Source organism: Streptomyces sp. NPDC037083 (assembly GCF_055606485.1).
The window spans coordinates 61,775-70,537 of record NZ_JBVJSQ010000021.1 but is presented as its reverse complement, the minus strand read 5'-3'; the positions used below and the strand labels follow the sequence as shown (position 1 = coordinate 70,537).

General features: G+C 68.7%; 6 protein-coding genes. 1 reads left to right on the top strand and 5 read right to left on the bottom strand.

Translation table 11 applies throughout. The annotated features are described in order from the left end of the window. Positions 1 to 595: 595 nt before the first annotated feature. Together ACZ7DE_RS38375 and ACZ7DE_RS38370 are read right to left on the bottom strand one after the other, a co-directional pair. Positions 596 to 859, bottom strand: a complete 264-nt coding sequence (locus ACZ7DE_RS38375) for a DUF6199 family natural product biosynthesis protein (RefSeq protein WP_470769017.1) — start codon at positions 857 to 859, stop codon at positions 596 to 598. Positions 860 to 1,366: 507 nt separating this feature from the next. Further along, a complete protein-coding gene (locus ACZ7DE_RS38370; RefSeq protein WP_470769016.1) occupies positions 1,367 to 1,642 on the bottom strand; it encodes a hypothetical protein in 276 nt (91 codons plus the stop codon). Positions 1,643 to 1,854: 212 nt separating this feature from the next. Here ACZ7DE_RS38370 and ACZ7DE_RS38365 point away from each other — a divergent pair, with 212 nt between their 5' ends. After that, complete coding sequence (locus ACZ7DE_RS38365) at positions 1,855 to 4,374, top strand: helicase associated domain-containing protein (protein ID WP_470769015.1); 2,520 nt, start codon at positions 1,855 to 1,857, stop codon at positions 4,372 to 4,374. 254 nt (positions 4,375 to 4,628) lie between these two features. Here the strand turns inward: ACZ7DE_RS38365 and ACZ7DE_RS38360 are convergent, their stop codons facing one another. The 3 genes from ACZ7DE_RS38360 to tap form a co-directional block, all read right to left on the bottom strand. Further along, on the bottom strand, positions 4,629 to 5,228 hold the full coding sequence (locus tag ACZ7DE_RS38360) for a lytic transglycosylase domain-containing protein (protein ID WP_470769014.1): 600 nt from the start codon (positions 5,226 to 5,228) through the stop codon (positions 4,629 to 4,631). A 345-nt stretch (positions 5,229 to 5,573) separates the two neighbouring features. Beyond that, a complete protein-coding gene (gene tpg / locus ACZ7DE_RS38355) occupies positions 5,574 to 6,131 on the bottom strand; it encodes a telomere-protecting terminal protein Tpg (RefSeq protein ID WP_470769013.1) in 558 nt (185 codons plus the stop codon). A 12-nt stretch (positions 6,132 to 6,143) separates the two neighbouring features. Continuing rightward, positions 6,144 to 8,393, bottom strand: a complete 2,250-nt coding sequence (gene tap, locus ACZ7DE_RS38350; protein WP_470769012.1) for a telomere-associated protein Tap — start codon at positions 8,391 to 8,393, stop codon at positions 6,144 to 6,146. Positions 8,394 to 8,763 lie beyond the last annotated feature (370 nt).

Here is an 8,763-nt window from a genome sequence, read left to right as displayed (position 1 = left end):
CCCGCGGAGCGGGTACCACATCGCTGCGCGATGTGCAAACGAACACCCGCGCTGCGCGCGGGTGTTGCGCTCCCGCTCCGCGGGAGCGCCGACGGGACGCTGCGCGTCCCGCTCACCCCGGTTGCTGCGCAACCGGGGTGACGCTCCGTCCGTCGAGCAGCGTGGGCTACGCCCGCGCGAGGTGGCTTTCGCTGCGCTCCAGCTACAAGTGGCGCTGTGCGCCACCAAAGCCAGCATCGCTGCGCGAAGCCGGCTAACGGGCCTTGCGGCCCGGGCGACGGCTAGGTGGGCCGCCTGCGCCGTGCAGACCGGTTGGCTACCAGCAGCCAGATCCACACGAGAACCATGCCGGCTGACATCAGGATGCGGCCTGTGCCATCACCATCGACTATCCGCCACACCAGCAAGCCGATGTCCACACAGAGCATCGGCCAGTAAAGCCACGGCCCCCAACGGTTGCCCGGCCTCGCCCATGACGGCGGAACGTAGGGCTCGGAGTGTTTCCTCACACGCGCCCCCTCCTTCCTCGCCTGCAGCTGCCATCAAGCGCGCCTCTCCCCGGGCTGGATGTCGAGGCGGGCGGTCTGGCTTCCGATCAGATCTGCGCCACCAATATCCATGTGGCGAGCGCCAGGAAGAGCACCCCCGTCACCCGCTGCATGGCGTACCCCTTACTGGTGGGCTCGGTCGCGTCCGGGTCCTTCACCCATCCCCGCTGAAGGTTTCTGTTCGCCTTCCAGAGCAGTTGCGGACGTATGACTTGAATGAGTCCCATGATCAGCAAGGCGCACAGGATCGGGATGAAAACCGGACTGCCGCCGCCATCAGAGGCGGCCTCTATTACCGCATCGCGATTCATGCATCTGCGGATGCCCTGACATCACCTCAGATAACGGACAGCGGATCCACTTGCTTCTCCGCCGCCCCACGATCCTTCCGGCTGCGCCTCCAGGAGCGGCGGCCCGCCGACACGGGCAAGGCTGGGTGCGAGGGGGCTCGTGACTATCGGGCTCAGGCGTTCGCGTGGCGAGAGGCGAATGCCTGTCGCGGTGCAGCGTGATGCGCCGGCCTGTTTGCTGTGGCGGCCTGGAGGCGCCTCAGCCACAGGGAGGCCGTGAACAGCAGGCCGGTGAAGACCGCCAGGAGAAGTACGGAGACCCACATCTGTCGGCTTGCGGGGTGCGCCCATCCTGTCCAGGCCGCTGCGGCCGTCCACAACAGGACTCCTGCCGCGTAGAAGGCGCGGATCTGGCGCAGCTGTCGCACGGCCCGCAAGGAAATGAGGTGATCAGTCTTCGGTGCCATGCCGGCCCGTGTACCCCGAACCGCGCCCCCCAGTGGAGTGGGTTCGTGCGTGGTGTCTCGCTCACTGTTGTCCTTGCTGCTCGGTGCGTCCTTCGAAGTCACGTCGTACCGCTGCGCCTTGATCCTCGATCAGCCCTGCATCGTCAGGCAGGTCCAAGACGGCGCCGCAGTGATTGCATAGTTTCCCGTCTTCCGCCGGCGTGCCGCAGGCCTTGCAGAACCGGTTTCCCTTGTCGTTTTCAGTCTTGTGTGTCATGGCTCTCCGGGTCAGGGTGGACCGTGATGGTTGTGGAGTACCCATGGCATCGGCGTTGACTCTCTCGGAGGTCTGCTTCATTTTTGACTTGAGATAGACTCTGGACTTAGATGACTCCCGGGTTCTGGGGTCTGTATGCCGCTGCAAGGTGGTCTTCTGTGTCCCGGGGCGGAGGCGTGAACGGGGTGTCGGGGTGGTGGCGCCGTGGCCCATCGCATGGCGGTTTCATGCTCGTTGCTCGCCTTTGGCGGATGAAATTATTCGTCCGGCCCTGCAGAAAAGGGTAGATCGGAATGGCCGTGAAGGAACTCCGTCCTCACCAGCGAGAGGCCGTGGACGCGGTACGCCGTGCGCTCGAATTTTCTGCAAGGTCTACCGTTCCGGAGCGGGGGCTGCGGACTCAGGTGATCATGGCGACCGGAACCGGGAAGACCCTCGTGGCCACCCGGAGCGCGGAGGAGCTCCGTGCGGGCCGGGTGCTCGTCCTCGTGCCCTCGCTGGACCTGCTTGCCCAGACCGAGGCCGCGTGGCGCGAGGGAGGCCGCACAGGCCCGATGATCGGAGTCTCCTCCCTGCGCGGTCAGGAGGTGTCCTTCCCCAACACCACAGACGTGGACGAGCTGGTGGAATGGACCCGCCACCTGGACAAGGTCACCGTGTTCGCCACCTACGCCTCACTCGGGCTCGGCACACTGGAACGCGCGCACACCGCCGGCCTTCCGGGATGGTCGCTGATCGTCGTGGACGAGGCGCACCGGGTTTCGGGCAGGATCGGCCGGCCGTGGGCGGTCGTCCACGACAACACCCGCATCCCCGCCCTGCGCCGCCTCTACATGACCGCCACGCCCCGGCTGTGGCAGCTCGACGAGGCCTCCGAGCAGGGCGCGCCGGGCGAGCTGGTGGCGTCGATGGATGACGACCCCAGCGGGCCGTTCGGCGCCCGCTGCTACACGCTGACGCTCTCCGAGGCGATCGACCGGGGCATCTGCGCGCCCTACCAGGTGGTGTGCGTGGACATCACCGACACCCAGCTCCAGGCCGCCCAGCTCCTGGGCGAAGACGCGCGCTCCGAGCACGTGCGCGGGGCCCGGCTCGCCGCGCTGCAGACTGCTCTGGTGAAGGCGTCTGCGGAGGAGGGCTTTCGGCGCACGCTCGTCTTCCACCACATGGTGAAGGAGGCTGAAGCCTTCGCGGCCGGCCTCCCCCGCGTCGCCAAGCGACTGCATGCCACCGATCCGGAGCTGTACCCGAAGACGGTCTGGGCCAACTGGCTGTGCGGCGACCACAAGCCTCTCCACCGGCGCCGTGTCCTCGACGAGTTCTCCAAGGGAATCGCTGCTGACGGCACGGTCGTGGAGAAGACGTTTCTTGGGTCCGTTCGCGTGCTCGGCGAAGGCATCGATACATCCCACTGTGACTCCGTGTACTTCGCCGACGTACGCGGCTCCATGCCCGACCTCGTCCAGGCCGTCGGCCGGGCACTGCGGATGCGACCCGGCGAAGGCAAGGTCGCATCCCTCGTTGTGCCGGTCCTGCTCGGACCCGGAGAGACGGCCGACAACATGCTCACCTCGCGGGCGTTCGGCGGACTGGCGAAACTGCTCGAGGCACTCCGTGCACACGATGCCCGCATCGTCGAGCAGCTCGCCGAGCAGCAGGCGCCAAGCCGTGTCAGGGGTGTTCAGAGCCGTAGCGGGGCGGAAGGTGAGGGAGCCGAGAGCGACCGAAGCGACCGACTGTCGGTGCCGGCCCGGGAACTGCTGAAGTTCAGCACGCCGCGCGACCCCGCACAGCTGGCAGCGTTCATCAACCTCCGTGTCCTCAACCCCGAACACCAGCACTGGCGACGCGGCATCGAAGCCGCCGCCATCTACACCCGCCAGCACGGCGACCTGAAGGTGCCGTTCACCTACCGTGTGCCGATGGGTGGGGAAGCGGAAGCCGAGGGCTGGCCCGCCTCCCTCGCCGCGTTCCCACTGGGGCAATGGACTGCCGACGCCAGAAGGTTCTACGCCCGCGGCGACATGGACCAGGACCGCATAGAGCAGCTGGAGAAGCTGGGCATGGTCTGGTCACACTTCGACGTCGCGTGGGAAGAAGGCCTGGCCGCCGCCCGCGGCTGGGCGGCCGAGGCGGGCCACCTCCTGGCACCGCTGGACGCCACCTACCAGGGCGCGAAGGTGGGCATCTGGTTGAAGAATGCGCGGGCCGCCGCCCGGAAGGCTGCCGAGATCGAGCAGCGACGTGCCGAAGGACTGCCCGTGGGGTCGTCGGCCGGCGCCCTGTCGCAGGACCGTCGGGAGCAGTTGGAGGACATCGACCCTTCCTGGTGCCCCACCTGGCCCGTGGAATGGCAGCGATGCTTCCACCTCACCCGCCAGCACCTGGACGAAGACGGCACACTGCCGACCGAGCCGGGTGTCGTCGTTCGCCAGGGCGAGGATCTGGGGCGGTGGGTGCGCTCGGTCCGGCTGGGCTGGGACAAGCTCACCAGTGTCCAGCAGTGGATGTGCGAACACATCCTCGGGATCGAACCCGCGACCGAGGACGAGAAGCCGAAGCCGCGCCGCACACAGGCCGACAAGTGGGCGATGAACTACGAGGCCGCCAAGCAGTACTACCAGCGCGAAGGACACCTGAAGGTACCGCGCAAGCACGTCGAGACGATCGTTGTCCGCGACGGGGACGGAGAGGACCAGGAGGAGCGGGAGCTTCGGCTCGGGGCATGGGTGGGGAATCAGCGCAGCAGGGCCGCGACGCTCTCGCCGGAGCGGGTGGAGCAGCTCTCCGCGATCGGAATGCGCTGGACATGATGTACGGATGGGAAGCGGGGCCGGGACCAGCCACGCATCCATGCGCTGTGCGGATCATGCGGCCAGCCCTCGCCGACACGTAGCCGGCGGGTGTGCCGAACAGCGGTCGGAGCGGGCCCTGGTACTCGCGCAGGAGCGACGCCTCCCGTCGCCCGGTGAATCGGCCAACTATTCCTGGAGCATGCGACGACATCGTGGACGGCCGGGCCAAGCACTGGTTCGGCGAGATCGGAACCATCCACGACCGTGACAGCTCAACCAGTCACGGCATCGCCCGGCCTGCCGCAGTCCGCCAGAGCTTCGGCGGCCCGGTTCCGGTATGCACGGAAACGGTGCAGATACGACCGTGCCAGAGGGCCCGGCGGGATCCCCCGGGCGAAGGCTCGCATGTTGCGTTCGCCCGCGTTGTAGCCCAAGGCGAGGAGTTCGTCGCGGGTGTAGCGGCGCACGTGCCGCTGTGGAAGGCTCCGGTCGAGGTCCTTCAGGTGCAAGGCCGCCGCGTGGATGGCGAAAGCGGGATCGTCGCGAAGGTCTTGCCACCGCTCCGACAGGCCGTGCGTTCGCCGAACCCGCTCGAACGTCGCACGGTGCATGTTGGCCACTCCGAAGGCCGCCCCGGGCTTCCACCACTGCCACAGCCGCTCCAGCAGCGGATGGTGCGGCTTGTACGCCTCATTGTGGAGCACGGTCATCACGAGCAGGGGCGACACTGCGGCCTCCTCCGCGCTGCGCACCACATACGCGGCGTAGTCGACCGGATCGTAGCCACCGGGCCGCAACGGTGGCGTCCGAACGCCATCGCAATCCGCCGGTTGCGACCGTTGCGTCGACACCGCCGTCGACCGCTCGGCCATCCCCACTCACCTCTCCCCTGCCGCCTGCCGCCTGAACAGCAGGACGTCTGCCATCTTGAGGTGCGCGTGCCCGCGCCGACCGGCCTCAATCCAGCACACCGGACCGCCGATCCGCATCCCCCAGCCCGTGCACGCCGCCACGACAAAACGATCCGCTGCACTCACAGGTCACACCACGAAGCGCCCCGATGCCACCCGGACCTCGTTCCGTCAGCCACCTGCGCGTCAAGCGAACCGGGCCCAGTGCTGCGGCGCCCTGAACATGGCTCCGCCAATTCAAGCGCTCATCCGCCGACTGAAGTGCTCAGTCACACTCAGTCGACGGGGCTCGCGGCTGTTCGAGATCTACAGGTCGAACTCGAGGTGCTCGATGTCCGTGAACCGGACCTCCTCCAGCTGGCCGGCGCGGCGGCCGCCGTCCTGGAAGTACACCTCCTTGAGTGCCTCAGCGGCGAGCTCCTGGAGGCGCTGCTCGGTGGCTCCCTGCTCCTGGGCCTCGAAGAGGCGGGCCGCGTACTGCGGTGGCAGGGCGACGGTCAGGTGCCGGATGCGGTCCTGGTCCGTCGACCCGATCGGCGCGGTGTAGCCGAGGCGGGCGCGGGTGTCGATGACGATGCCGGCGGTCGTCGCCGCCCGTTCCTTGGCCTTGGCGCGGATCTGCGGCTGCCAGCGGGCCTTCACCTCGCGCTCCAGGCGCGCGGCGAGGTCCGGACGCGGCTTCTTGATCTGGTCCTTCACGTACCGCTCGACGGTGCGCTGGGAGATCCGCAGCATCTGGGCGACGGCCTTGGTGCCCTTGAGCTGCTTGACCAGGTACCGCATCTGCGCCCCCGCGCTCTTGGGCGCCGGGCGGGTGAACGCCTTCTGCACCGCGGCGTCCAGGCCGTCCCCGAACAGGGTCATCGTCGCCTTCCCCTACTCTCCGTTGTCGACGTCGGTGACGGTGCCGTCCTTGATGTACCGGGCGAGGTTGAGCTCGGGGGCGTTGAACCGCTCGCGGACCTCTTCGCCCCACAGGACGCTCTGGGTGCCTTCGTGTTTGACCAGGCCCGGGTTGATGCCGAGCTTGAACCCGCCCGGCAGCGGCTTGCCGTCCCGGTATGGGAGAAAGTCCAGCGGGCTCTCGCCGCCTGCCGCGTAGACGACGCAGTCGGACAGGACCGCGATCGGGTACTGCCCGGTGGACGCGGCGTGTTTGACGATCTTGCGGTGCAGGTTGATCCGGGTGCGGGAGATGACCGCCGCGCGGATGTCCGGGCGCCACGTCGGGCGGGCAAGGGCCCGCCACGGCTGCCCGGGCTTCCAGCCCTCGCCGCGTGGGCGCTCGCGCAGCTTGCCCAGGCCGCCCTTGACCGTCGCCTTGACCGCGGAGACGACGATCGCCAGCTCCGGGTCACGGCTGCGGTAGCCGTCCATTGCGGCGAGGAAGTCGGCCGGCGACAGGTCCGCGTGCACGCCGAGGTCAGCCATGGTGGCGAGGAAGGCGTCGCGCAGCCGCTGGTACCAGCCGTCCAGGTAGCGGCCGTTGTCATAGCGGACGTACGCCTCGATCGGCGCGACGTCGTAGCCGAGCTCCACCGCGTACGCCACGGTCGGCGTCGCATACCAGGCCGGCCCCTCCGGTTGCTCGCCCTTCGGCGTGAACGGGCTGGGCAGCAGACTGGCGTCCAGGTCCGCCCACGTGTCCTTGCCGACCCTCACCCGCGACAGGTCCACATGGGAGAGGTCGACCAGCCACGAGCCGGGCAGCTTCGCATCGAACACCGGCGCCTTGACGTGCGTCGGCGCACCGAGGCCGACGACCAGGCCGTTCGCGCCGGCGGCGAAGGCCATGTTCACGTCGATGCCGACCAGGTGCCGCAGGGTGCACTCGGCATCCGTCATCGGCCGCGCCCAGTCGTACGCCTCCTCGAACAACTTCTCCCCGGGACCGCGGACGTGGAAGCGCGGCAGATCCGCCAGGAGGGGGTGTCCGTCGGGGGCCTCGCACGGGGCGCAGTCGACCGGGTCCTTGCCCAGGCTGCCGGGGTTGTGCTCGGAGTGCCGCTTGCCGTCGGCGTCGGGCTCGGAGGCGCGGGTCGGCGGGTGCAGGGCGGTCATCAGTTCCAGGCCGGTCACGGCGGTCGATCCGCGCGGCGTCATCACCCGCGACGCGTACACGCCCAGCACGCGGGCGAGTTCCGCCGGCGGGAGCTGCCCGGCCTCGCCCCAGTGCCTGGTGTCCAGCGCGTGCCACGACGGGATGCACAGCTGCACGCACTGGCGGTCCGAGCCGGTGGCGGGGCGGTAGATCCGCGCCCACGGGCCGAAGCCGCGCTTCGTCAGCTTCCACTCCGCACGGACCAGCTGCTTGATGACCTTGTGGTCTTCCGGGATCCGCCCGGCGTGCTTCTCCTCCTCCGTGAGCGTGACGGGGAGGCCGTAACGCTTAAGCGCGGCCTCGGTGAGCACCAGCAACGGGTCGGCGTCCTTGCCCGGACCGGACAGCTTCGGCGCCCCGAGCTTCGCCTCCTTCAGCGTCCAGTCCACCAAGGACGGGATGCTCTTGGCGGGCACGTCCAGGACCAGACCGCCGACGCAATATGCGTATGCCTGGCCGTCGGCGTCGACATCGACGACCGCCAGCGGACCATTCTCAAACCGCGGATCCGCGCCACCCGTAGGAGTCGCGGCCGGGGCCGCCTTCCGCGCGCCCGGACGCCGCGACGTCGACGACGTAGCCCTGGCGGTGCGCGCCGGACGTGACGCAGCATCCGAAGCTGGGGCGACGGGGGCAGAGGTCTGGGTGTTCTCGTTTGCAGTCACGGCCGCAGCCTCGGAGACCGGCGCCGCGGGCAGAGTCCGAACTTCCGGAGCGGGGGCGGGCACGCTGATGGACGCCTCGGACACCGCCGTGTCCTGCTCGGGCGCCGTGGCGCTGGGGGCGGCAGGGTAGAGCTCCGCGAGCTGGTCCAGCAGCCGCGCATACGCGTCACGCTCCGGCGGTCTGGGCTCGGTCTTACCGGCCTCCCAGCCGCTGACGGTTGCCCGCCGAACGTCCAGGGCGGAAGCCACTTCGTCCAGCGTCAGACCGTGTGCCTGGCGCAGCCGCTTACGTTCCGTCGGCGGCGGCAGCACAGACCGGGACGCGACCAGCGCATCGATCCGATCGAACAACTCGGACATGGAACACCTCCTGAGCCACACCCTACCCCATGAACCGTACAGATAGCGTACGTTTACCGTACGAATAGCGTACGAATTGCATTGGGGCAGGCGATGATGGCGCAGGTCTTCCCTTACGGCGCCAGGCGGCCGTTCTCGGGGAACCGGCTTGCCTGGATTCCGCTGGGCATCCATTGCGAAAGCGCCCGCCCGGGACGGCGGACACGAGACCGTGGTGGAGTGATCCATCATCCCGGCCTGTTGCGGACCGCTCCCCTGCCGAGGGAGACGACCTCGCTGATCTGCCGCATCGCAGGCCGCTATGGGATGGAAGCGAAGGCGTTGCGGTCGTACTGGCAGTGGCGCAACTACCCGCCTGGGCACGACGGCG

Bases quoted from the DNA above. Each gene is read 5' to 3' on its own strand.
- tap (WP_470769012.1), bottom strand. From the start codon at position 8,393: ATGTCCGAGTTGTTCGATCGGATCGATGCGCTGGTCGCGTCCCGGTCT.
- ACZ7DE_RS38375 (WP_470769017.1), bottom strand. From the start codon at position 859: ATGAATCGCGATGCGGTAATAGAGGCCGCCTCTGATGGCGGCGGCAGT.
- ACZ7DE_RS38360 (WP_470769014.1), bottom strand. From the start codon at position 5,228: ATGGCCGAGCGGTCGACGGCGGTGTCGACGCAACGGTCGCAACCGGCG.
- tpg (WP_470769013.1), bottom strand. From the start codon at position 6,131: ATGACCCTGTTCGGGGACGGCCTGGACGCCGCGGTGCAGAAGGCGTTC.
- ACZ7DE_RS38370 (WP_470769016.1), bottom strand. From the start codon at position 1,642: ATGAAGCAGACCTCCGAGAGAGTCAACGCCGATGCCATGGGTACTCCA.
- ACZ7DE_RS38365 (WP_470769015.1), top strand. From the start codon at position 1,855: ATGGCCGTGAAGGAACTCCGTCCTCACCAGCGAGAGGCCGTGGACGCG.